The sequence below is a fragment of the Massilia sp. 05N420 genome (genome assembly GCF_056397205.1).
On the sequence record NZ_JBFTMX010000003.1, the window covers coordinates 172,398 to 196,293 of the forward strand.

The following is a 23,896-nucleotide window of genomic DNA, read 5'->3' on the forward strand; positions in this document are numbered from 1 at the left end:
GCTCGCGCCGCCGGCGCAATCCGGCATGTGCGCGACACCATCCCTGCTACCATGAACCATGTCGTCATGGATCGCGCGCATCGGCCGCGTCCGCTTGCGGCCACCCGATATCGCCGCCGTCCTGACCTTGCTGGGCGGCGTGGCGATTGCTGTTGCCCTCGCCGCCGGACTGCATGAGGCCGAGCGCGAGCGCGCCCATGCCGAATTCCTGCAGCGCGCCGAAACCCATTACGCCGCCGTCGCCGACAGCTTCGGCGACGTGCTGGTCGTGTTGCAGGCCAGCAACGCCCTGTTCGAATCGATCGGTGCGGTCGGCAGCGACCAGTTTGGCGCCTTCATCCGTCCGTTGCTGCGCAGCCACCCCTACCTGGACGCCGTGGCCTTCCACCGCCTTGTCAACGATGGCCAGCGGGCGCGGTATGAAGCCGAGCTGGGCCGGCGCCAGCCCGGCTTCCGCATCCTCGAGCGCGGTCCGGCCGGCCTGAGCGCGGCCGGCGTGCGCTCGCGCTACCTGGTGGCCGAGTACGTCGAACCGCTCAAGCGCTACGAAGACGCGCTCGGCTACGACAGCCTGTCGACCGCGCCGCGCGCCCGCGCCTTCGACGACGCCGTCGACAGCGGCCAGCCGACCGCCAGTGTCCTGGTGCCGCTGCTGCGCGACCGCGCCCGCCTGGGGGCGGCGCTGGTGATGCCGGTCTACCGCGGCGGCGTGATGCCGCCGAGCATAGGTGGGCGCCGCGCCAGCGTCATCGGCGATACCGCGGTGATCGTCGACGTCGCCGCCCTGGTCGGCAGGGCCTTGGCGAACGCCAACCTGCTGGGCCGCGCCGGCATGGCGGTCGAGCTGGACGGCATGGGCACGCGCGGCATGCGCACCGCGTTCCGGTGGGACCGGCTGGAACGGCGCGCGGTACCGGCCTGGCACGGCTGGCTGGGCGAGGAAATCTTTACGGTGCGCCATCCGTTCGAGCTGGCCGGCCAGCGCTGGGAACTGCGCCTGTCCGGGCGCTCGACCGAGATGCTCGGCGGCGCTGCGCCGCTGACGGTGCTCTTGCTGGGCACCTTGCTGAGCGCCGCGCTGGCGTCCTGGGTGCGCGGCCGATTCCGCCGCGCCGGCCGCGTCGAAGCGCTGGTTGTGAGCCGCACGGCCGATCTCCAAAACGCTCTCGGCCAGATGCACCTCTACCTGCGCGCGATCGAAGCCAGCGCCAATGCCATCATCCTGGTGAACGCGGCGCCGCCGGATTACCGCATCGAATACGTGAACCCCGCCTTCACCCGCATGCGCGGCTTCAGCGCCGCCGAAGCGGTCGGGCAGCGCCTGTTCGACGCCGCCGAGGCCGAACCGGACCAGGGCGCGGTGGCCGAGCTGCTGAACGCGATGCGCGAGCGCCGCGAAGCCCACGCCACCATGCGCCTGCGCTGCAAGGACGGGCGCGAACTGTATGCCGACGTATATATCGCGCCGGTGTGGGAGGGCGGCGCCGAGCCTGGCCACTTCGTCATCACCCAGTACGACGTCAGCACGGCCAAGCGCTACGAGGCCGAGCTGGAGGTGAAGGCGCGCTACGACACCCTGACCGGCCTGGCCAACCGGGTGCTGCTGCAGGACCGCATCGAAGCGGCGATCGCGCTCGCCGGGAGCGACGCCGCCGTGTGGGTTGCGGCGCTCGACCTCGACCACTTCAAGTACGTCAACGACACCCTCGGCCACGGCGCCGGCGACGAGATGCTGAAAGTGGCCGCGGCGCGCCTGCAGAAGGCGGTCGGGCGCGCCGACACGGTGGCGCGCACCGGCGGCGACGAGTTCGTGCTGGTGCTGCCCGGGCGCGCCGACGAGAGTGAGGCCGAGGCCACCATGCACGCGGTGCTGGAGGCGCTGGCCGAACCGTTGCGCCTGCACGGCCAGGAGCTGGTGATGACCGGCAGTGCCGGGCTGGCGGCCTGGCCGGCCGACGGCCACGACGCTGCCACCCTGGTCCAGCATGCCGAGGTGGCGATGTACCGCGCCAAGGACCTCGGCCGCAACGCGGTGCAGTTCTATACCCCGGCCATGAATGCGCGCGCCCGCGAGCGCATGGCCCTGGAAGGCGCCCTCCGCAGCGCCCTGCAGCAGGGCGAGTTCGAGCTCTACTACCAGCCCCAGGTCGACCTCGAAACCGGCTGGGTGGTCGGGCTGGAGGCCCTGATCCGCTGGCGCCACCCGAGCCTGGGCATGGTGAGGCCCGACCGCTTCATCCACCTGGCCGAAGAGACCGGCCTGATCGTGCCGATCGGCGCCTGGGTGCTGCGCACCGCATGCCGCCAGAGCCGCGCATGGCAGCACGCCGGCTACGGCCCGCTGCGCATCGCCGTCAACCTGTCGGCGCGGCAGTTCGCCCAGCCCGGCCTGGTGTGCGACATCGCCCGGGTGCTGGAGGAGACCGGCCTGTCGCCGCACTGCCTGGAAATCGAGCTCACCGAGAGCCTGGTGATGGAGGACGTCGAGGGCGCGATCCGCACCATGGGCGAGATCAAGGCCATGGGCGTCAAGCTCTCCATCGACGACTTCGGCACCGGCTATTCCAGCCTGTCCTACCTGCGCCGCTTTCCGGTGGACGTGCTGAAGATCGACCGTTCCTTCGTGCGCGACATCACCAGCAGCGAGGACGACGCCGCCATGGTGGCCATCATCATCGAGCTGGCGCGCGGGCTGCGCATGCGGGTGATCGCCGAAGGGGTCGAGACCGAGGCCCAGCTCGATTACCTGAAGCGGCGCGGCTGCGACGAGGTGCAGGGCCATGTGTATGCACGCGCCGCGTCGGGCGAGGATGTCGAGGCCATGTTGAAGGCGGGGCGCCGCGTCGAGCCGCACGACGCCACGGCCTAGCGTCCGCTATGCGGCATGCCGCACCGTCGTCAAGCCCGCCCTCGGCTATACTTGCGGCGGTCATCAGAGAAGTTTCAGGAACACCACGTGGACGATCATAACAATAACGAAGAGCAGCAGAACCAGGAACCGATGGGCTATCCGGGCCTGGAGCGGCGCCGGCCGGGAGCCGTCGCGGCGCGCGCCCGCGCCCGTTACGCGCAAGTGAAGGCCGGCCTGATGGCGCGCCCGCCGCTGCAGCGCTGGCTGCTGATCGGCCTGTGGTCGGTGCTGGCCATCATCGTGGTGTTCGCCATCTACGTGGCGCTGCTGTTCCCGCTGACGCCCGGCATCGAGGACGTCAAGCAGGCGCGCGTGGCCCAGCCCACCGTGGTGCTGTCGAGCGACGGCCGCGAGCTGGCCAGCTTCGAGCAGGGCCTGCAGGAAAGGGTGAAGCTGTCGCAGATCTCGCCGAACGTCATCACCGCCCTGATCGCCACCGAGGACCACCGCTTCTACGAACACCATGGCGTCGACTTCACCCGCATCGCCGGCGCGGTGCTGGCCAACCTGAAGGGCGACGCCCAGGGCGGCTCGACCATCACCCAGCAGCTGGCGCGCAATATGTTCCCCGAGGAGATCGGCAGCAAGCGCAACCTGAACCGCAAGCTGAAGGAACTGATCACCGCCTTCAAGATCGAGAACACCTACAGCAAGACCGAGATCCTGGAAGCCTACCTGAACACGGTGCCTTTCCTGTACAACACCTACGGCATCGAGATGGCGTCCCGCACCTATTTCGACAAGCCGGCCGCGCAGCTGAGCGAAACCGAGGCCGCGACCCTGGTCGGCATGCTGAAGGGCACCGCCTACTACAATCCGGTGACCAACCCGGAGCGCTCGAAGGCGCGCCGCAACGTGGTGCTGGCGCAGATGATGAAGGCCGGCGCCTTCGACGAGAAGCGCTACGAGCAGCTGGCGAAACGGCCGCTGAAGGTGCGCTTCACGCGTCAGCAGGAGCGCAACGGCAAGGACGACCACTTCACCGCCTATGTGCGCCGCTGGCTGGTCGAGTGGGCCGACAAGAACGACGTCAACCTGCAGCAGGACGGCCTGGTGGTGCAGACCACCCTCGACTACGACCTGCAGCAGGAAGCCCGGCGCGCGGTCGAGCGCCAGGCCGATGCCCTGCAAGCGATCGCCGACGTCGACTGGGCCCATTCCTGGCCGGTCAACTCGACCTCGGCCCAGACCTATGCCGACATGCGCGGCAACGTCACGCCCTTCGACTATTTCTGGCAGTCGCATGGCGAGCTGCTGGACGCCTTCGTGCGCGAATCCGGCGAGTACAAGCATGCGGTGGAAGGCGGCGAGGCCCCGGCCGCGGCCCTCAAGCGCCTGAAGGCCGAGCGCGACTTCATGCGCCAGCTGAAGGCCGCCAAGTCGCGCCTGGAGGCCGGCTTCGTCGCCATGGACCCGACCACCGGCGAGGTCAAGGCCTGGGTCGGCAGCCGCAACTTCCAGCGCGAGCAGTTCGACCACGTCAACCAGGCGAGCCGCCAGCCGGGTTCCACCTTCAAGCCCATCGTCTACGCGGCCGCGCTGGAACGCGGCATCACGCCCGACCATCCCTACCTGGACGCGGTGACGACCATCCGCGGCCCCAACGGCTTCACCTGGCGCCCGACCGACAACAGCGGCACCACCGGCCGCCGCCTGACCATGCGCGACGGCCTGGTGTACTCGAAGAACACCATCACGGCCCAGGTGATGCAGGACGTGGGCGTGGCGCCGATCGTCAAGCTGGCCCAGGACATGGGCGTGCGCGGCAGCAAGCTGCAGGCGGTGCCCTCGATTGCCCTCGGCACCAGCCCGGTGACCCTGCTGGAGATGGTCAGCGCCTATTCCACCATCGCCGCCCAGGGCGAATACCGGCGTCCGGTGTTCGTGCGCAGGATCACCGACCGCGACGGCAAGGTGATCGCCGACTTCGCCACCCAGACCCCGCAGCGGGTACTGTCCCAGGCCTCGAGCGAGACCCTGATCGACATGATGCGCGGCGTGATCAACCGCGGCACCGGCACTGCGGTGCGCTACCGCTTCGGCATCCTGGGGGACGTCGCCGGCAAGACCGGCACCACCCAGAACAATGCCGACGGCTGGTTCATCATGATGCACCCGAACCTGGTGGCCGGCGCCTGGGTGGGCTTCAACGACAACCGCGTGACGATGCGCTCGAACTACTGGGGCCAGGGCGGCCACAGCGCGATCCTGCTGGTGGGCGACTTCTTCAAGTCCGCCCTCGACAGCGGCAAACTGGCGGCCGACGCCCAGTTCCCGGGCTACCGCAAGCCGGAGCCGGTGGTGCGCCACGAGGAGCCTGAGGAAGACATGGAAGAGGGCGGCGACATGCAGGAAAACGGCCCGCCGGCCGACCTGCCGCAGCCGCCGGAACCGCCGGAGCAGCCGTCCGAACCGCGGCAGGATGTGGGGAACCGGTTTCCGAACGACGCCTGACGGTTTGCCCGTCGTTCCCCCAGGTTGACCTAGGGTGGGCGGAGGACCGCCCACCCTACAGGATCGGCGATGTCGCCCGGCATCAGCACCGCCTGCGGCCGGCTTGCTTCACGAGGCGCTCGGTTTCCTCCGCATCATCGTGCTCGTTCAGGCAGGCGATCAGCAGGTCGGCGCCGGCTCCCATCGGCATCGTGGCCTGCGATCCTACGCCGTTCCGAATCGTGGCGTCGCCGGCTTCGGACCCGTCGCGTCGTTCAGCAGCAGCTCCTGGGCGCGCGGCGCGGTGGAAATGCCGAGTTCGCGGCACATCTGCATCGCCTCCAGCAGCACCTGCTGCTGGGTCTTGAGGAAGAGGCTGAAATCGGCGTCCGACAGGTTGTAGACGATGTCGAACTCGATGTAGTTCTGGTCCAGCACCGTCAGGTTGACGTGGTCGAGCCTGACCTTGTCCTTGCCTTCGATGATGGACGACAGCTTCGGCGGGACCTTGGCCGCCAGCTCCGGCGGGGTCGACGGGTTGATGCGCAACGCGAACTGCACGCGGCGGGTATTCATGCGCTTGAAGTTGTGCACCACCTTGCGCAGCAGCTCGGCGTTGGCGATCACGATCTGCTCACCGGACAGGGCGCGGATGCGGGTGGTCTTCAGGCCGACGTGTTCGACCGTGCCCGAGAATTCCGGCACCGAGACGAAGTCGCCGACCTCGAAGGGCTTGTCGACCGCGATCGACAGCGAGGCGAACAGGTCGCCGAGGATGTTCTGCACCGCCAGGGCCACCGCCACGCCGCCGATCCCGAGGCTGGCCACGAAGGTGGTGACGTTGATGCCGAGGTTGGACAGCATGGCCAGCAGGAACACGGTCCAGACGCTCCACTGCAGGGCCCAGATCATCAGGGTATGCGCCACCGTGACCTGCTCGTTTTCCTTGTTCTTGCCGTGGATGCGGAAGTAGCGCCGCGCCGTCACGCCGATCGCGCGGTGCAGCCACACGGCGAGCTGGGCGCCGAGGGTGAGGAACCACAGGTGGCCGATGCGCCGGTCCCAGGGTGGCGGCAGGTCGAGCACCGAGGCGCCGATCAGGATCGACGTCGCCAGGATCGCCACGTTGCTGGTGCGCGCCAGCGTGTGCTGGAGGACGTCGACGATGGGTCGTTGGGCGGCTTCGCCAGAGAGCTTGTCCAGGCGGCGCCGGAACAGCAACACCGCGGCGTGGATGAGGATGAAACTGAGCACCGCCGCGGCGATGGCGAAGGCGGCGTTGGTCCAGCTGATGTCGAGGGATGTGAAATAGCCGCGGATGTCCATTGGGCTCCTTTCATGATGGGGCGGGGAAGGCGCGCGGAAGGGGCGCGCGAAAGACGGCCTGCCGGGGCAGGCGGGCGCCGGCTGCCGGCGCCCGGGGATGCTTTGGGATCAGTGCCTGCTCAGTGCTTGGTACGCAGGTGCTGGCGTACGGCTTCGGCGCTGTTGCCCGCCTGCTTCACGGCCTGCTCCAGTTCTTCCTGGGTCACGCCGAGGGCTTTGGTCCAGTACTGGATCTCGTGCTTCTCGTGCAGGTTGATGCGGGAGCGGTCCTGTTGGCCGCGGTTCTGCAGATTGTCGGACATCTTGGCCTCCTTTTCATCATTGACGCGTACCTTGTCAGGATGCCAGCGCCCATCGCCATATTCGGTTCGCTAATTCACGTTACGCGAACGAAAAAGTTCCCATGCGTCAGCGATACAGCTTGAGCACCATCAGCTATCCCAGGAATTCCGGTCCGGCCGTGGGCCTTTTTGCTCATTGAAATATGCAACTAACCCACAAGATGCGAAGACCCAGAAAAAACCCGCCACCAGGAAAGAGGGTGGCCGCCACACTCGCCGCCGGCATGCATTTGAGGTACGCTACTGTCAATTGCACAATAAGGAGAAAGCATGCCCAAGCCCTATGAAACCGCCCAGCCCGACCGCGCTGCGGTCGATGYGATGCCCGGCGTGGTGGCCGTCGATTTCGGCACCAACTGGTGCGGCTACTGCAAGGCGGCCGAACACGATATCGACGAGGCGCTGAAGGCCTACCCGGCGGTCAAACACGTCAAGGCAGAGGATGGCCCGGGCCGTCCTCTGGGCCGCTCCTTCCGCGTCAAGCTGTGGCCGACCGTGGTCGTGATGAAGGACGGCCAGGAAGTGGCGCGCGTGGTGCGCCCGGCCGGTGCGCAGGAAGTGAAGGATGCCCTGGAAGCGGCCGGCAAGGCAGGCGCCGCATGATCGCAGCCGAACCGCAAACGGTGCGGGCCCCCGCAAACCGTCCGGCGACCGTGCTGTTCGCCAGCCTGATCGGCACTACCATCGAGTTCTTCGACTTCTATATCTACGCCACCGCCGCGGTGCTGGTGTTCCCGAAGCTGTTCTTCCCGGCGGCCAGTCCGGCCGCCGCGACCCTGCAGTCGCTGGCGACCTTCGCGATCGCCTTCTTCGCGCGTCCCGTGGGCTCGGCCGTGTTCGGCCACTTCGGCGACCGCATCGGCCGCAAGGCCACCCTCGTCGCGGCGTTGCTCACCATGGGCCTGTCGACCGTCGTGATCGGCCTGCTGCCGACCTACGCGTCGATCGGCACCCTGGCGCCGCTGCTGCTGGCGGTGTGCCGTTTCGGCCAGGGCCTTGGCCTGGGCGGCGAGTGGGGCGGGGCGGTGCTGCTCGCCACCGAGAATGCGCCGCCGGGCAAACGCGCCTGGTACGGCATGTTCCCGCAGCTGGGCGCGCCGCTCGGCTTCTTCCTGTCCGGTTCGACCTTCCTGGTACTGTCGCAGACCCTGTCGGACGCCGATTTCTTCGCCTGGGGCTGGCGGATACCCTTCCTGGCCAGCGCGCTGCTGGTGGTGATTGGCCTGTACGTGCGCCTGAAGATCACCGAGACCCCCGACTTCCAGAAGGTCCTGGAGCGCAACGAGCGTGTGCGCCTGCCGGTGGTCGCCGTGTTCAAGTCGCATCCCGGCCCACTGGTGCTGGGCACCCTGGCCGCGCTGTCGACCTTCGTGATCTTCTACCTGATGACGGTGTTCGCCCTCAGCTGGGGCACCACGGCCCTGCATTACTCGCGCCAGCAATTCCTGCTGCTGCAGCTGTTCGCGATCCTGTTCTTCGGCCTCACGATCCCGGTGGCAGCAAGGCTGGCCGACCGCCTGGACCGGCGCCGCGTGATGATCGGGGTGTCGGCCGCGATCGCGGTCTTCGGCCTGCTGTTCGGGCCGATGTTCGGCTCCGGCTCGCTGGCGATGGTGACGCTGTTCATGGTTCTGGGCCAGTGCCTGATCGGCATGACCTACGGGCCGCTCGGGACCCTGCTGTCCGAGATGTTCCCGCCCGAGGTGCGCTACACCGGCGCCTCGCTGACCTTCAACCTGGCCGGCATCCTGGGCGCCTCGCTGGCGCCCTACGTGGCCACCTGGCTGGCGACCAACCACGGCCTGTCCACCGTGGGCTGGTACCTGAGCGCGGCAGCCCTGATCAGCCTGGCGGCACTGCTGCCGGTGAAGTCGGCGGCGCGCTGAACATGCTTCCCTGAAGGAGGCGGCGATGGGACTCGAGGGAGGCTGTTCCTGCGGCGCGGTGCGCTATGAAACGGAGGCGGTGCCTTTCCACCGCACTCTCTGCCATTGCATCGATTGCCGGCGTACGGCGGGGGCGCCGGCCGTCGCCTGGTTCACGGTGCCGGCGGCCGAACTGCGCTACGTCCGGGGTGAGCCGGCCGTGCACCGATCGAGCCCGCAGGTCGAGCGCAGCTTCTGCGCCGCCTGCGGCACGCCGCTCAGCTACCGCAACGACGGCTACGCGCACGAAATCGACGTCCTCACCTGCACCCTGGACGATCCCGAGGCGGCCTCGCCGCAGGACCATACCTTCGCTTCCCAGCGGTTGGGCTGGCTGCGCGTCGACGACGGCATGCCGGTGTATCCGCGCAGCCGCGGGGAAGGACTTCAGGAGGATCAGAAGGAGTAGACCAGGGTCAGCGAGGTCTGGGTGTCGGTGTTCTTCTTGTCTTCCGGGACCTTGCTGTCGCTGCGCGCGCTGAACGCCGCCTTCATCTGCATGGTGCCGTTGATCTTGGTGCTCAGGGCCGTCTCCGCCACGGTGTGCGTATTCGAGGTCCCGCGTTCGACGCTGACCGTCTGGCTGAAGTTGGCCGAGGGGCTGACGCGCCAGCGCAGCTGGGCGGCGCCGTGCACCGTCATGCCCGAATCCTGCTCGCCGGACGCGCTCTCGCCGTGGAAGTAGCCCGGACCGATCTCGACGTCGACCGACTTGTCTTCGCGCTTGAGCAGTTGGGTGCCGTAACCGACCGCCAGGGTCGAATAGCGGGTGTAGGCGCCGAACTTGTCGTTCACGTGGGAGCCGAGCACGAAGGCGCGGTTGCCGTCCTGGAGCAGCTTGAAGGCCGCCTTGGCCGACAGCTGCCAGCGTTCCGCCGAGCGGTTCTTGGTACGGCTGCCGTCGTCGTGGACGACTTCGTCTTCCTTGAAGAAGCCGCTGAAGATGTACTCGTTGCTCCAGTTGCTCATCTCGTGGCGGGCGTCGATCTTGCCCGTGACCGAGGTGCCGGTGGTGTTGCCCGAGGTGGTGATCGCGCCCAGTTCGGCGGACGTGTACCAGCTGCTGCCTTCCGGCACAGCGATGGTCGGTGCTTGCGTAAAGTAGGTGGACGACGGGGCAGTATTGCCGTTGTCGTCCGGCGCGGCGGCTGCCGTGCCGGTTGCGCCGGCCAGAGCCAGCGCCCAAAGTAGCTGAGATCTCATGAGCATCCCGTCGTTCATTGGATGGCCCGACATTGTAAACCAAAGCCGGGCTTCAAACCCATCCGTCGCAACATTTTCCCCACAGAATTACATGCAGATATAATGCAATTGTTAAGTCGACATTCATTGTGTTTGCAATCCAAACCGCGGCACGCCTAGAATGTCGGGTTTTTGCCGGACATACCGGCATGTATGTTTGGGAGCCACATTGAGCAGGCTGGTCATCATCGACGACCACGAATTGATCCGCGAAGGCATCAAGAAGATCGTGCGCGCCTGCGCCGACCTGAAGGTCGCCGGGGAGGCGGGCGATCTCAGGCAGGCGCTGGCGCTGGTCGCCCAGGTCCGGCCCGACGTCGTCGTGCTGGACATCAGCCTGCCGGACACGGACGGGCTGGAAGGCCTGGCCGAACTGCGCCGCCACTTTCCGGACTTGCGGGTGGTCATGCTGAGCATGCACCCTGAGGAGCGTTATGCACTCGCTGCCCTGCGCGCGGGCGCACTCGCCTATGTGTCCAAGGCCAGCGTCTCGACCGACCTGGTCGAGGCGGTGCGCAAGGCGGCCCAGGGCGTGCGCTGGCTCGGCTCACGCGTCGCCCGCCTCCTGGTGCAGGAGGCGAGCTGTCCGCCGCCGGCCCCGCCGCATCACCTGCTGACCCCGCGCGAAGGGGAGATCGTGGCCCTGATCGGCGCCGGCCTGCAGGTCAAGCAGGTTGCCGCCGAACTCGGCATCAGCATCAGTTCCGTCAACACTTATCGCAACCGCATCTTTCGCAAGATGGGCCTGTCCTCGAATGCGGCGCTGATCCGATACGCATTGCGCCACGGTCTTGCCGGCTGATTTCGACGTTGCCGCGAGGTAACAATGTGAAACGCGCCGTGTCGTTAAATATGCGACAGCCGACGCCCGATTCGCGACCGTCCTGCACCTCCTTCATTCTCCGTTTTTCCTCTGTCGGCCAGGGTGCGGGCGACGGTCGCCGGCCGGCCCCGGCGCAGCTGTAAATACGATGTCGCGCTGGCAGCCTCTGCTACTGACTGCCGCCACAATGTTATAACTTCTCCATCTTGCCTATCGATATTGCAAGTTTCCCAGCGAGGCAGCGTACAAACGATGATCACTAAGCGAGAGAGAGCCATGCCCGGGGACACGGTGGAGGTCCTGGTCGTGGAAGACAGCCCCACCCAGGCGCAGCACCTCGCGCGCCTGCTGGCCAGCGAACCCGGATGGAAGGTCCGGATCGCCGGCGACGGCTCGGCCGCGCTGGCCGAAGTGGCGCGCCGGCGCCCCCACCTGGTCATCAGCGATATCGCGATGCCGGGCATGGACGGGTTCACCCTGTGCCGCACCCTGAAGGAAGACCCGGTCTACGCCGACCTGCCGGTGGTGCTGCTGACCCGCCTGTCCAGCCTGAACGACATCGTCCAGGCCCTGGAATCCGGTGCCGACAGTTTTGTCCGCAAACCCTACGACGGCATGCAGTTGCGCGAGCGCCTGCGCCGCATCCTCCAGGATTGCGCCCTCGGTTCGCCCGACCGTCCGCTGGAGTTCATGGCCGCCGAACGGCGCCAGATCTACGAACTGCTGGTCGCCACCCACGCCCAGGCCTTGCGCATGAATGCCGAACTGGCCGAGCAGCGTGCTTCGCTGGAGCGCTCCGTCCGCTCGCTAGCGACCCTGCACGGCATGGCGGCGGCGCTGAACGAGGCGGTCGGCGAACAGGCAGTCGCCGAAGCGGCGCTGGCCCACCTGCTGGCGATGCCGGGCCTGGCCGGCGCCGCGGTCGGCGCGCTGCGGCCGAACGGTGGGCTCAGGATGCTGGCGGCGCGCGGCATGCCGGCCGGCGAAGCGCCCGGCATGCACCTGCTGCGCCTGCCGCTTTACGCCGAACACCGCGAGGTCGGCGTGCTCGAGCTGCTGCCCAATAGTCCCGAACTGGGCGAGGCCGAGCGCTCGCTGCTCGACAGCGCGGCGACCCAGCTCGGCTCGGCGCTCGAACGCGCCCGCCTGTACGCCTGCATGGAAGCGCTGGTAGTCGAGCGCACGGAGGCCCTGCGCTCGGAGCGCAACCGCCTGTCCGCGGTGGTCGATACCGCCGGCGCGCTGGTGCTGCTGGCGGCGCCCAGCGGCCACATCGTGATGTTCAACCGCGCCTGCGAGGACGCGCTGGGCTGGAATGCGAACGAGGCGATCGGACGGCCGGCCTGGGAGGTCGTGCGGCGGGTCGACGACGAACTGGCGGTAAGGCGCGCGTTCCTGCATCTGGACAGCCTGCCGGAAACGGCCCGCATCCAGGGCGAATGGCATACCCGGGACGGCAAGTGCCGTTCCATCCTCTGGACCTCGACCCTGCTGCGGCGCGAGGACGGCAGCGTCGAGTACGTGCTTGGCACCGGCATCGACGCCACCGAGCTGCGCGGCGCCGAGGAACGCCTGCGCTACGTCAGCAATTTCGATGCCGTGACGGGCCTGCCGAACCGCCTGCTGCTGCGCGACCGCCTGCGTCAGATGAAGGGGCAGGCCCAGGGCGCGGGCCAGGTGCTCGGCTTCATGCTGCTGAGCCTGGGCCGCATGCCGCTGATCCGCGAGGCGCTGGGCCCGGCGGCCGAACAGGCGCTGCTGCAGGAAGTGGCGGGGCGCCTGCGCGAGACCGCGGGCGCCGACCCCGTCGGCCGCTTCTCCGACGGCAGCTTCGCCGTGCTGGCGCTGCGTTCGGTAGGCGAGGACCTGGCCGTCGCGGCGCGCCGCCTGCTGGCCGCGGTCGCCAAGCCGTATTCCTGGGAATACCAGGAGCTGCACCTGGACCCGGCAATCGGCATCGCGGTATTCCCGAACGACGGCCTGAAGTACGAACTGCTGGTGCAGGGCGCCGAAGCCGCGCTGCGCCAGGCGGCCGAAGGCGTCGGCCAGCGCTATGCCTTCTACCGTCCCGAACTGAACCGGGGCGCCAACGAGCGCTTCAAGCTGGAGAGCGCCCTGCGCCGCGCCATCGAGCGCGAGGAGCTGGTGCTGCACTACCAGCCCCAGGTCGACCTGGCCAGCGGCCGCATCGTCGGCGCCGAGGCGCTGGTGCGCTGGCAGCATCCGGAGCGCGGCCTGGTGCCCCCTGGCCTGTTCATTCCGCTGGCCGAGGAGACCGGCCTGATCCTGCCGATGGGCGACTGGGTACTGAACGCCGCCTGCCGCCAGCAGCGCGAATGGCGCGAGGCCGGCCTGCCGCTGGTGCCGGTGGCGGTGAACCTGTCCGCCAACCAGTTCGACGACCGCATCGTGGAGACGGTCGGCCGGGTGCTCGAGGAATGCGGCATCGAGCCGGAGCTGCTGGAGCTGGAGCTGACCGAATCGGCCTCGATGGCGGACGCCGACAAGAGCTGTGCGCTGCTGGCCCAGCTCAAGAGCATGGGGATCCGGCTGGCGATCGACGATTTCGGCACCGGCTTCTCGAACCTGAACTACCTGAAGCGCTTCCCGGTCGATACGCTCAAGCTCGACCAGTCCTTCGTCGCCGACATCCTCGACACGGCCGGCGACGACCTGGCGATCTCGCAGGCGGTGATCGCGATGGCGCACGGACTGGGATTGAAGGTGGTGGCCGAAGGGGTGGAGAGTGCCGGCCAGCTGGCCCTGCTGGCCGAGCATGGCTGCGACCTCATGCAGGGCTATTACTTCAGCAAGCCGGTGCCGGCCGCGCAGTTCGCGCAGATGCTGCGCGAGGGGAAGACGCTCGACCTGGCGCCGTTGGGGCGGCTCCCGGCCGAGGAGGCATCAGGCGCCGGCCATCACGTCCCGATGTAGACGATCTTGAAGGCGAACAGCGCCGCGATCACCCACACGATCGTCGCGACTTCGCGTGCGCGGCCGGTGGTGAGCTTCAGCACCGCATAGGTGATGAAACCGAAGGCGATACCCTCGGCGATCGAATAGGTGAAGGGGATGGTCAGCGCGGTGATGGCGGCAGGGATGGCTTCGGTGGTATCGCCCCATTCGATGTCGCCGAGGTCGCGCAGCATCAGGCAGGCGACGAACAGCAGGGCCGGGGCGGTGGCGTAGGGCGGCACCACGCCGGCCAGCGGCGCGATGAACAGGCAGGCCAGGAACAGCACGGCGACCGTCAGCGCGGTGAGGCCGGTGCGGCCGCCGGCCTGGACCCCGGATGCCGATTCGATATACGCCGTGGTGCTCGAAGTGCCGAGGACGCTGCCGGCGACGATGGCGGCGCTGTCGGCCAGCAGGGCCTTGTTCAGGCGTTCCATCTTCCCTTCGACCAGCAGGCCGGCGCGGCTCGCCACGCCCATCAGGGTGCCGGTGGCGTCGAACAGTTCGACCAGGAAGAACACCAGGATCACGTTGAGGATGCCGACGCTCAGGGCTCCCTTCACGTCCAGCTGCAGGAAGGTCGGGGCCAGCGAGGGCGGGGCCGAGACCACGTTGTGGAACTGGTTCCCGCCGAAGAAGAAGCTCAGGATCGTGACCGCGATGATGCCGATCAGGATCGCGCCGCGCACCCTCAGGCGGTCAAGGGTCACGATCAGCAGGAAACCGACCATGGCCATGATGGCGCCGGCCTGGTGCAGGTCGCCGACCTTGACCAGGGTCGGCTCGCTGGCCACCACGATGCCGGCGTTCTTCAGCGCGATCAGGGCCAGGAACATGCCGAGACCGACCGTGATCGCCACCCGCAGCGAGCGCGGAATCCCGTTCACGATCATCGCGCGCAGGCCGAACACCGAGACCAGGATGAACAGGCAGCCGGACACGAACACCGCGCCCAGCGCCGCCTGCCACGACACTTTCATGCCCAGCACGACCGCGTAGGCGAAATAGGCGTTCAGGCCCATGCCCGGCGCCATCGCGATCGGATAGTTGGCGTACAAGCCCATCACCGCACTGCCGAGCGCCGCCACCAGGCAGGTGGCGACGAACACGGCTTCCTTCGGCATCCCGGCGTCGCCGAGGATCGAAGGGTTGACGAAGATGATGTAGGCCATCGTCAGGAAAGTGGTCAGACCGGCCAGCATTTCGGTGCGGACGTCGGTGCCGCTTTGCCGCAGGTTGAAAAGGCGTTCAAGCATGGTGGTGGAGGGCTCCAGTATTCGTCGCTCCCGCGACGGTATGAATCGACGGGTGTTTACGCGAAAACGACGGTGCCGGTGTCGCGTGCACACGTCCGCTTATCGATGACCGAAGCATAACACCAGACGGCAGATCAGCCATATCCTAAACCAGGGCATCATCGGCATGGACGACGTCGCCCGGCAGGACGCGGCGCCGGTCGAGGAAACCGCCGCCGGCGCGCGGACGCCGCAGGAACTGTCGCGCGAGCCATCCGACATGCTGGGGGCCGGGCGGGCGATTTGATAACATGGTGGCTTGTTCACTCTTTACGAATGCCGCCATGCCCAAAAACAAGCGCCCAGCTCCCCGCAAACCTGTGAAACAGGCGGCGGAGCCCGACCACGAGGCGCTGGCCCAGAACCTGGTCGATCTCGCGCTCGAGATCACCGAGGCCGACCCCGAGGACCTGCAGGCCGCCGCGCGCAGGCCGCAGTACGAGCAGGATCTGCTGACCCTGATCCGCCGCACCCTGCGCCGCCAGCACGACGAGATCCTGTACGGCGCCATCGAAGCCGCCCGCTACACCGATCCCGAGTGCTGCCGCTACCTGCAGGAGCACATCGAGGAAGAGGCGGCGACCCTCCATTTGCGCGACGACGACGGCGCCGAGCTCGAGATCGACGCCTTCATGATCCCGCTGTTCGTCAGCAGCACGGGCGGCCTCAAAGCGGCCGAGGTATTCCAGGACGACGCCTCCTTCGAGGAACTGAGCGACAGCTTCCGCCACACCGGCCTGGCCAGCGCCGACAGCCGCGTCGTACTGGTGCGCTACCTCTACGACCTCGACGAGGTCGACCACATCAGCTACAGCGTCATGCAGCAGATGCTGAGGGAAGCCGCGGCCACCATGCGCAGCAAGAAGCTGGTGGCGGCGCCCACCATCGAAGCCAGCATGCGCGGCTGGCACGTCAGCGGCTACAACCCGGACGACGAGGCGATGGAACTGCGCTTCCTGCTCGGCTTCTCGCTCAAGCACGCCGACGACCCCTTCTATAAGGTACCGAAGGACGAAGCGGCGGCGGACGCCTTTTTCGAGGGCCGCATGGCGCGCTACCGCATGTGGGCCGGCAGCATCGCGCCGCTGCTGTCGCGCTGCCTGTCGCCGCGGCCGGCCGAGATCGAACTGAATTTCCTTTACCAGGACCTGTTCTACGGCGCCAAGGAGCAGGGCGTGGCCGAGCTGGCGATGCTGGCTACCCTGGCCGACGTCAACGCCCGCCTGGACGAGCTGGACGCGGAGCCGGAGCGCATCAAGGCCGTGGTCGCGCCGGTCGACTTGGGCGACCACGCCGCGCTGCGCATCAACCTGTATCCGCTGGACGGCGGCGCCCCGCTGGCGACCGTCGACAAGCCGCTGGACCTGGCGGCCGACCTGGAAACCGAGATGGAAGACCTGTGCGACGGCTTGAGTACGGTCGGGCTGGATGGGGTGCTGGTGGCGCGCGGCTTCGACGAAGGTGGGCAGCCGGAGGGGGCGGAGGCTTATCTGAGTGATTGAAGTGTAGGACGTCGTTCCCGCCACCTCAGCGTCGTTCCCGCGCAGGCGGGAACCCAGGTTCGACGCGTTTTGATAGCACATGCAAACTTGGGGATAGTGCCACGGGCACTATCCCGCATCCGCGGGAACGACGTTAACGGTCTCGCAATCCCTCCATTTCCAACAATTCCTTCCCCGTAAACACGTTTTTTTCACAGTTCCGTTCTCCATTTAACCCTCCGCACGCTTGAGTGCATGGGCGATTTTCGTAGTGTTTTTTCCTGATTAATCGTAGGAGTGCGCCTACATTTTTTACCGATAGTCACAAGCTTCCCTAGGGAGGCAGAGTGCCGTTTTCTCATTTCTGTTACCTATTATTAATATTGCAATTGGTAAATGAAAATCTTGAGAATTTTGCATGTTACGATTCTCGGGTCCGGCAACCGGAATCCTGCCGCCGCCAAGCGACATGCGAAGGGTTCCGCCGGTTGAATTCCAGATCAACGAGAACGCCCTGAGGCGAAAGGAACTTGAAAAATGCCAACCCTGATCGTGTTTTGCCACCTGCGTTGGGACTTTGTCTTTCAGCGTCCCCAGCACCTGATGACGCGCCTGGCGGAACACTACCGAATCCTCATCGTGGAGGAACCGGTCTACCACGAAGGGCAGGCGCACCTGAAGAAAACGGCCGCCGCGCCGAACATCACGGTGTGCCAGCCGCATACCGCGATCCATGCACCGGGTTTCCATGACGACCAGATCCCGACCCTGCAGACCCTGCTGGCCGACCTCGTGCCGGAAGGCGAGAAGCCGGTGGTCTGGTTCTACACCCCGATGGCCCTGCCGCTGCTGCAAAGCTTCGAGCCTTCGTTGGTCGTGTACGATTGCATGGACGAACTGGCAGCCTTCCGCAACGCGCCGAAGCAGCTGCTGCAGCGCGAGAGCGCCCTGCTGAACATCGCCGACCTGTGCTTCACCGGCGGTCCGAGCCTGTACAACTCGAAGAAGGAGCGCCACAACAACGCCCACTGCTTCTCGAGCAGCGTCGACGCCAGGCACTTCCAGCAGGCCCGGGACCGCTCGTACAGCCACCCGGACCAGGCGAACATCCCGCATCCGCGCCTCGGCTTCTACGGCGTGATCGACGAGCGTTTCGACACCGAACTGATCCGCGAAATGGCCGCCGCCCGTCCGGACTGGCAGATCGTGCTGGTCGGCCCTGTCGTGAAGATCGATCCGGCCCACCTGCCGCAGGCCGCCAACATCCACTACATGGGCCAGCGCACCTACGAGGAGCTGCCGAAGTTCCTGGCCGGCTGGGACGTCTGCCTGCTGCCGTTCGCGATGAACGAGTCGACCAAGTTCATCAGCCCGACCAAGGTGCTGGAGTACATGGCCGCCGAACTGCCGTCGGTCAGCACGCCGATCACCGACGTCAAGGTGCCCTACGGTGACGTGGTCGCCATCGCCGAGACCCCGCAAGAGTTCATCGAGGCCTGCGAGCGCATGCTGAACGCGACTCCGGAACAGAAGGCCTCGCTGGCCGGGCGCATGCGCGCCATCGTGGCCCGCACCTCGTGGGACAACACCGCGAATGCGATGCACCGGCTGATCCAGACCACCGAGCCGGCCAACCGTGCCCAGCGTTTGAAGGCCCACCTGGCCGACATCGCCGGAGCCGGCGCCGACAACGTCAGCCCGCTGCCCATCAAGCAGGCAGCACCGGTGGTCGACGTCGACCAGCAGCCGATCAAGGCCCAGGCAGCCGAATAATCTGCCCGGCCTGAAGTAAATCCGCCCCGGCGCAGCGATGCGCGTGGGCGGATTTTTGCTTTTGTGGCAAAATCGCTGGATGAGTATCCTGCACCGTCTGCCTTACGAGTGGCTGATCGGCCTGCGCTACACCCGCGCCGGCAAGCGCGCCAGCCGCAACCGATTCCTGTCCTTCATTTCCCTGATCTCCGTGGCCGGGATCGCCCTCGGCGTGGCCGCGCTGATTGTCGTGCTGTCCGTGATGAACGGCTTCGAAAAGGAGGTTACCGCGCGCATGCTGTCGGTGCTGGCCCACGTCGAAGTGATTGCCGCCGACGGCGCCATGCCGGAGTGGCGTTCGCTCGAACAGCAGGCCCTGCGCAACCCCGAAATCAAGGCCGCCGCGCCCTTCGCGGAGCTGCAGGGCATGCTGCTGCGCGAAGACAGCATGAAGCCGGTGGTGATCCGCGGCGTGCTGCCGGAAGCCGAGGCGGCGGTGTCCGAGATCGCGCAGCAGACCAAGTCGCATAGCCTGTCGTCGCTGACGGCCGGTTCCAACAACGTCGTGCTGGGCAGCGAGCTGGCACGCTCGCTCGCGGTCAAGGCCGGCGACAAGGTGCGCCTGCTGGTGGCCGCGCCGGGCACCTCCGGCCAGCCGGGGCAGATCGCCACCCGCCAGCGGGTGTTCACGGTATCCGACGTCTTCGATTCCGGTAACTACCAGTTCGATTCGGCCCTGGCCTTCGTCCACATCGAGGATGCCGAGAGCCTGCAGGGCTTGAGCGCGCCCACCGGGCTGCGCATGCGCCTGGCCGACATGTACGCGGCCCCGCGCGTGGCGGTGGAGCTGGCGCGCAGCCTCGACGAGCGCTTCATGGTGCGCGACTGGACCCGCGTGAACGCCACCTGGTTCGCCGCGGTGCAGTCGCAGAAGCGCATGATGTTCGTGATCCTGACCATGATCATCGCGGTGGCCGCCTTCAACCTGGTCTCGACCCTGGTGATGACGGTGCGCGACAAGCAGGCCGACATCGCCATCCTGCGCACCCTGGGCGCCTCGCCGAGCTCGATCATGCGGATCTTCGTGATCCAGGGCACCCTGGTCGGCATCCTCGGGGCCCTGCTCGGGGTCTTGTTCGGCGTGCTGGTCGCGCTGAACGTGGACGTGATCGTGCCCGCCATCGAGCACCTGTTCGGCGTGCAGTTCCTGGCCAAGGACATCTATTTCATCAGCGAAGTGCCGAGCGACCTGCGCTGGGCCGATGTCGGCCGCATCGGCGGGGTCGCGGTGCTGCTGGCCTTCGTGGCGACCCTGTATCCGAGCTGGTCGGCGGCGCGCCTGCAGCCGGCGGCGGCGCTGCGCTACGAATGAGGTGAGATTCCGCGCGCATTCGGCGGTTTGCGGCTGATAAGCTCCGCGGGATGTTTTGCCTCACACCTCGATGACCAGCTCCGGCTGGAAGGCCGCCTGCTCGCCCTTGTTCGCATAGCCGAGCGGATTGGCGACCACGCGGCAGGCACGCGGCCGGCCCCCGGCTTCGCCTTCGACCACGTAGTCGTTGGCGCAGTGCAGGTGGCCGTGCATCCAGATGTCGGCCCAGGGAATCAGGGCATCCATGCTGTTGCAGAAGCCGGCCGTGCCCGGCGTGAGGCCATAGCGCGGGTCTGCGCTGCGCAGGCTGGGCGCGTAGTGGGTCACGGCCACCGTCGGGCCGTCGAATGGCGCGGCGAGGGCGGCGCGCAGCCATTCCTGGCAGGCCAGCGACATCTCGCGTTGTTGCTCGGCCAGCACCGGCTCGCCCTTGCGGAAGGTGGTGTTCTTGCTCAGGTAGTAGTTGGCGGCGCGGAAGGCCTTGCCGCGCGCCTGCAGCTGCCTGGTCAATTCCCGCTCCTGGCCGGCGAGGGCGTCGAAGTCGCTCCACAAGGTACTGCCGATGAAGCGCACGCCGCCGACGACGATGGTCTCGCGGTCCAGCCATTCGATGCCGAGGACATTGCAGACGCGCTGCAGGCGTTCGTAAGCGTCGTCGTGTTCGAGGCCGTCGAATTCGTGGTTGCCGGGGACGTAGAGCACCCTGGCGGCGCCGAAATCATGGCGTCGAGGGGAAAATCGCGCCAGGCCGAAATCTTCGTCCGGCAGGCGCGACCTGGCCTGGTAGGAGCCGATGTCGCCGGCCAGTACGATCACGTCGGTGCCGGGGTGGATGAGGGGTTCGAAGCCGGGGTCGCGCTCGAGGTGCAGGTCCGAAAAAAGCTGAATTCGCATGATCGGACCAGTATAGCCGTTACGCGGAGCCGATGCGCCGGCTGGAAGCCAGGCGCGGCGCACCGGGTGCCGCGGCGCTCAGGCCAGCGGGTCGATCGCGAACGCCGGCATGCGCGCGTTCTTCTGCGCGGCGTCGAGGAAGGTATCGGCGGTGCTCAGCGCCTCGTTGATGGTGACATCCATGTCGAGGTAGCGGTAGGTGCCGAGGCGGCCGACGAAGGTCACGTTCTCTTCCTGCCTGGCCAGGTTCACGTAGCGCTCCAGCTGGGCCTTCTCGCGCGCCTGGCGGATCGGGTAGTAGGGCACGTCCTTTTCTTCGCACTGGCGGCTGAATTCCTTGTACATGATCGAGCCTTCGTGCTGCTCCCACGGCGAGAAATGCTTGTGCTCGGTGATGCGGGTATAGGGCTGGGCATCGTCGCAGTAGTTGATCACGGCGTTGCCCTGGTAATCCCCCTGGGCGCGGAAGACTTCGAAGTCCAGGGTGCGGTAGGGCAGGCGGCCTTCGGCATGCTTGAACCAGGAGTCGATCGGGCCGCTGTAGAACACGTGGTCGTAGTCGACCTTCGAATCCGGGTCGAACCTGGTGTTCAGGTGCACCGTGATGCCCGGGACGTCGAGGATGCGCTCCACCAGCACCGTGTAGCCGTCCTTCGGCATGCCCTGGTACTTGTGGTTGAAGTAGTTGTCGTCGTAGTTGAAGCGCACCGGCAGGCGTTTCAGGATGCTGGCCGGCAGTTCGCTCGGGTGCAGGCCCCACTGCTTCATGGTGTAGGTCTTGAAGAAGGCCTCGTACAGCTCGCGGCCGACGAAGCGCAGCGCCTGTTCCTCGAAGGTGGTGGGGTTCTCGATCGACTTGTCGCCCAGCTTGGCCAGGAATTCCTGGGCTTCGGCCGGACGCATGGTCTTTCCGAAGAACTGGTTGATGGTCAGCAGGTTGATCGGCAGGGTGTAGACGGCATTGTTGGTGATCGCCTTAACGCGGTTCACGTAGGGCATGAACTCCATGTGACGCGTCACGAATTCCCAGGAGCGTTCGATATCGGTGTGGAAGATGTGCGGTCCATAGACGTGGACCATGACACCGGTTTCCGGATCACGTTCCGAATGACAATTGCCCGCCACATGGGGACGGGACTCGAAGACTTCGACGTTATAGCCCGCCTTTGCGAGCTGGTTGGCGATCACGGCTCCCGAGAATCCCGCGCCGACGATGGCGATATTTTTTTTCATCTGTTTTATCCTAACTGTTGAGTTGAATCCGCAGGCTTGCGGCGGCCGCAAGACCTGATGCTTGGGTGCAGGACGTGAACATGGGGCGGAGCAGAGTGCACAGGAAACAGGCACAGGCAGCATGCGCGGCCGGCCCTGCGTGGGGCGCGGCGTTCAATATCGTGCCAAAAATATATCATCGATCACCCATTCGGCATCGCACAATTGGATGCGGCGGAAGGGGTATGGATGGAGTGATGGACGGGGCGACTTGCTGTGATGCATCACAACAATTTTGGTCTGTAAACGAGAACCGCCGGCAGGGCCGGCAGTCGAAGGTGTAGCGCGTCAGGCAAGATCAGCGCTTGTCGCTTTTGCTGCCCTGCGATCCGGGCCGCGTCTGCTGTTGCGACGAACCGCCGCGCATATTCGAGGAATTGTCCACGCTATTATCGTTCAGCAAATCGTCACTCTGCTGGTTGACCTGGCGATTGCTTTGCTGGCTGCCCTGCTGCAGCCCGCTTTGCCGGCTACCCTGCTGGCTGTCCCGGTCCAGGTTCTGCGAGGATAGCTCGCGATCCTGGTCCATCCTGTGGCCGCCGCTCTGCTGGTTGCCGCCTTGCTGCTTGCTGCCCTGTTGGTTACGATTCTGTTGATTGCCGTTTTGCTGGTTGTTTTGTGCCATGATCATTCTCCTTCATGAATGGTTGCCATGAAATCCTCGTCAGAGGAGATGTGTTCATTCTATGCAACCCGCATATCGTGCGCTATAGGAGATGCCATGGCAGGCTTGTAGGAAGAGTCTGGCTGACTAATGCCGCCAGGAAGCTCCGGGCGGCGTCCCTGTGGCGGCCTGCATCAGCACCGACGGCGGATCGGCCAGGCGTACGATCGACAGCGGATGGGCGAAACGGATACCTTCCTCCTGGAAACGGCGGTAGATCTCCAGGAAGATGTCCTGCTGGGCGTCCATGTGCAGGATGTAGTCCGGGCTGCGGAAGTGATAGACGACTTCGAAATTCAGCGACCACTCTCCCCACTGGAAGAGATGCGCCCGCTCGAAGTCGATGTTCTGCTTGGCGGAGATGATCTCGCGGATGATGCGCGGCACCCGGCACAGCAGCTCCTCGCTGGTGCCGTAGGCGATGCGCAGCACGAAGGCGACCCGCCGCGTCTCCATCCGCTTGTGGTTGTGGATCCGGCTTTTCAGCAGGTCGCCGTTCGAGAACACGACCTGTTCGCCGCCCAGGCCGCGCACCCGGGTCGTCTTCAGGCCGATGTGCTCGACCGAACCCAGCACCTCGCCGACGATGATGAAGTCGCCGATCTCGAAGGGTTTGTCGAGGGTGATCGAGAGCGAGGCGAAGAGATCGCCGAGGATATTCTGCACCGCCAGCGCCACCGCGATGCCGCCCACGCCCAGGCTGGCCACCAGGGCCGTGATGTTGACGCCGAAGTTATCGAGCACCATCAGGAACACGATCACCCACAGGGTCAGGCGCAGGCTGAACCCGAGGATGGCGCTGGAATTGCGCCGTGTACTGTCCTGGGCCTGGTAGAGCTGGTTGCGCCAGGCGCGCAGGCCGACGTCGCCCCAGACCGCCACCTGCATCAGCAGGGCGGCCACGCCGACTCGGGAGACGAACAGCGCGCGCGGCCGGCTCAGCTCCAGGAAAGTGCTGCCGAAATAGATGCCGAAGGCGACGATGAACAGGAGATAGGTCCGCGACAGCATCTTGACGACCAGGTCGTCGATCCTGGTCTCGGTCGCGGCCGAGCGCGCGGCCATGCGGCGCAGCACCAGGGCGCGCACGGTGGCCATGGCGGCCGTCGCCAGCACCGTGGCCAGCAGGGCCAGCGCCCAGTCTTCGAGGGAATTGCCAAGGAAATCAAGCTGGCGCAGGTGGGCCAGGTCGGGAACACGCATCGATACA

Annotated in this window: 18 protein-coding genes; 10 read left to right on the top strand and 8 right to left on the bottom strand. The window is 66.5% G+C overall.

Features of this window, described 5'->3' with window-relative positions:
• Window positions 1-58 precede the first annotated feature (58 nt).
• Window positions 59-2,869, top strand: coding sequence for a bifunctional diguanylate cyclase/phosphodiesterase (locus AC1DIX_RS02770; protein ID WP_477321842.1), 2,811 nt, complete (start codon window positions 59-61; stop codon window positions 2,867-2,869).
• A gap of 87 nt (window positions 2,870-2,956) precedes the next feature.
• Window positions 2,957-5,365 (top strand): penicillin-binding protein 1A, encoded by a 2,409-nt coding sequence (locus AC1DIX_RS02775; protein ID WP_477321844.1) that lies wholly within the window; start codon window positions 2,957-2,959, stop codon window positions 5,363-5,365.
• A gap of 204 nt (window positions 5,366-5,569) precedes the next feature.
• On the opposite strand, the gene AC1DIX_RS02780 is transcribed toward AC1DIX_RS02775, so the two are convergent.
• Together AC1DIX_RS02780 and AC1DIX_RS02785 are read right to left on the bottom strand one after the other, a co-directional pair.
• A complete protein-coding gene (locus AC1DIX_RS02780; protein WP_477321846.1) occupies window positions 5,570-6,670 on the bottom strand; it encodes a mechanosensitive ion channel family protein in 1,101 nt (366 codons plus the stop codon).
• 119 nt (window positions 6,671-6,789) lie between these two features.
• Entirely contained in the window at window positions 6,790-6,972 is a 183-nt protein-coding gene (locus tag AC1DIX_RS02785) for a DUF3606 domain-containing protein (protein WP_442121421.1), read from the bottom strand.
• A gap of 309 nt (window positions 6,973-7,281) precedes the next feature.
• Between AC1DIX_RS02785 and AC1DIX_RS02790 the strand changes: the two genes are divergently transcribed.
• Genes AC1DIX_RS02790 through AC1DIX_RS02800 form a run of 3 tightly spaced genes read left to right on the top strand, consistent with a single transcriptional unit; the run spans window position 7,282 to window position 9,345 of the window.
• Window positions 7,282-7,614: a thioredoxin family protein gene (locus AC1DIX_RS02790; RefSeq protein ID WP_477321848.1), complete on the top strand. Its 333-nt coding sequence runs from the start codon at window positions 7,282-7,284 to the stop codon at window positions 7,612-7,614.
• Window positions 7,611-8,897: an MFS transporter gene (locus AC1DIX_RS02795; RefSeq protein ID WP_442121419.1), complete on the top strand. Its 1,287-nt coding sequence runs from the start codon at window positions 7,611-7,613 to the stop codon at window positions 8,895-8,897. Before AC1DIX_RS02790 ends, AC1DIX_RS02795 begins: the two co-directional genes overlap by 4 nt.
• A gap of 25 nt (window positions 8,898-8,922) precedes the next feature.
• Window positions 8,923-9,345: a GFA family protein gene (locus AC1DIX_RS02800; protein ID WP_477321851.1), complete on the top strand. Its 423-nt coding sequence runs from the start codon at window positions 8,923-8,925 to the stop codon at window positions 9,343-9,345.
• Here the strand turns inward: AC1DIX_RS02800 and AC1DIX_RS02805 are convergent.
• Entirely contained in the window at window positions 9,333-10,139 is an 807-nt protein-coding gene (locus tag AC1DIX_RS02805) for a DUF481 domain-containing protein (RefSeq protein ID WP_442121417.1), read from the bottom strand. The two genes, AC1DIX_RS02800 and AC1DIX_RS02805, sit on opposite strands and share 13 nt — an antisense overlap.
• 208 nt (window positions 10,140-10,347) lie before the next feature.
• Here AC1DIX_RS02805 and AC1DIX_RS02810 point away from each other — a divergent pair, with 208 nt between their 5' ends.
• On the top strand, window positions 10,348-10,980 hold the full coding sequence (locus tag AC1DIX_RS02810; protein WP_477321853.1) for a response regulator: 633 nt from the start codon (window positions 10,348-10,350) through the stop codon (window positions 10,978-10,980).
• Between the two features lie 297 nt (window positions 10,981-11,277).
• A complete protein-coding gene (locus tag AC1DIX_RS02815; RefSeq protein WP_477321855.1) occupies window positions 11,278-13,935 on the top strand; it encodes a GGDEF/EAL domain-containing response regulator in 2,658 nt (885 codons plus the stop codon).
• On the opposite strand, the gene AC1DIX_RS02820 is transcribed toward AC1DIX_RS02815, so the two are convergent.
• Window positions 13,920-15,212, bottom strand: coding sequence for an NCS2 family permease (locus tag AC1DIX_RS02820; RefSeq protein WP_442121414.1), 1,293 nt, complete (start codon window positions 15,210-15,212; stop codon window positions 13,920-13,922). The genes AC1DIX_RS02815 and AC1DIX_RS02820 overlap by 16 nt on opposite strands.
• A gap of 323 nt (window positions 15,213-15,535) precedes the next feature.
• On the opposite strand from AC1DIX_RS02820, the gene AC1DIX_RS02825 reads away from it, so the two are divergent.
• The 3 genes from AC1DIX_RS02825 to AC1DIX_RS02835 all read left to right on the top strand — a co-directional run bounded on the left by AC1DIX_RS02825 (window position 15,536) and on the right by AC1DIX_RS02835 (window position 19,856).
• On the top strand, window positions 15,536-16,753 hold the full coding sequence (locus tag AC1DIX_RS02825) for a hypothetical protein (RefSeq protein WP_477321857.1): 1,218 nt from the start codon (window positions 15,536-15,538) through the stop codon (window positions 16,751-16,753).
• A gap of 516 nt (window positions 16,754-17,269) precedes the next feature.
• The gene (locus AC1DIX_RS02830) at window positions 17,270-18,505 is read left to right on the top strand and encodes a glycosyltransferase (protein WP_477321859.1); all 1,236 of its coding nucleotides are present in this window, start codon (window positions 17,270-17,272) and stop codon (window positions 18,503-18,505) included.
• 79 nt (window positions 18,506-18,584) lie between these two features.
• On the top strand, window positions 18,585-19,856 hold the full coding sequence (locus tag AC1DIX_RS02835) for a lipoprotein-releasing ABC transporter permease subunit (protein ID WP_477321861.1): 1,272 nt from the start codon (window positions 18,585-18,587) through the stop codon (window positions 19,854-19,856).
• 60 nt (window positions 19,857-19,916) lie between these two features.
• Here the strand turns inward: AC1DIX_RS02835 and AC1DIX_RS02840 are convergent, their stop codons facing one another.
• The 4 genes from AC1DIX_RS02840 to AC1DIX_RS02855 all read right to left on the bottom strand — a co-directional run bounded on the left by AC1DIX_RS02840 (window position 19,917) and on the right by AC1DIX_RS02855 (window position 23,889).
• Window positions 19,917-20,750: a metallophosphoesterase gene (locus AC1DIX_RS02840; RefSeq protein WP_477321863.1), complete on the bottom strand. Its 834-nt coding sequence runs from the start codon at window positions 20,748-20,750 to the stop codon at window positions 19,917-19,919.
• A 78-nt stretch (window positions 20,751-20,828) separates the two neighbouring features.
• On the bottom strand, window positions 20,829-21,983 hold the full coding sequence (glf, locus tag AC1DIX_RS02845) for a UDP-galactopyranose mutase (protein ID WP_442121408.1): 1,155 nt from the start codon (window positions 21,981-21,983) through the stop codon (window positions 20,829-20,831).
• Between the two features lie 337 nt (window positions 21,984-22,320).
• Window positions 22,321-22,647, bottom strand: coding sequence for a hypothetical protein (locus AC1DIX_RS02850; RefSeq protein WP_477321865.1), 327 nt, complete (start codon window positions 22,645-22,647; stop codon window positions 22,321-22,323).
• Window positions 22,648-22,773: 126 nt separating this feature from the next.
• Window positions 22,774-23,889, bottom strand: coding sequence for a mechanosensitive ion channel family protein (locus AC1DIX_RS02855; RefSeq protein WP_477321867.1), 1,116 nt, complete (start codon window positions 23,887-23,889; stop codon window positions 22,774-22,776).
• Between the last annotated feature and the right edge of the window lie 7 nt (window positions 23,890-23,896).